This is a genomic window from Lysobacter sp. TAB13, from assembly GCF_052113885.1.
Lineage (GTDB): Bacteria > Pseudomonadota > Gammaproteobacteria > Xanthomonadales > Xanthomonadaceae > Lysobacter > Lysobacter gummosus.
In genome coordinates, this window is record NZ_JBFRDR010000367.1 from 1 (window position 1) to 370 (window position 370).

General features: G+C 60.5%; 1 protein-coding gene. It reads right to left on the minus strand.

Annotated elements, in window-relative coordinates; genetic code table 11:
- A partial coding sequence (locus tag AB4Y92_RS26560; protein WP_441822341.1) for a sulfatase-like hydrolase/transferase occupies positions 1–370 on the minus strand: 370 nt, incomplete at both ends.

The window sequence follows — 370 nt, forward strand, 5'->3', positions numbered from 1 at the left end:
GGATCGTCCTTCGGCCAATTGGGCCGTTCAGGCTCTTCCTCCGCGTTCAAATGATAGAGGTTGCCGAAGAACTCATCGAAGCCGTGATTGGTCGGCAGGTATTCGTCCTTGTCGCCAAGGTGGTTCTTGCCAAATTGACCTGTGGCGTAGCCGAGCGGCTTGAGCGCCTGGGCGATAGTAATATCGCCTTTCTGCAGACCCACCGGGGCGCCGGGGATACCAACCTTCGACAGCCCGGTCCGCAGCGGCGTCTGCCCGGTGATGAAGGAGGATCTCCCCGCCGTGCAGCTGTTCTCGGCGTAGTAGTCCGTGAACATCATGCCTTCCCGGGCGAGGCGGTCGATGTTCGGCGTCTTGTAACCGACTACCC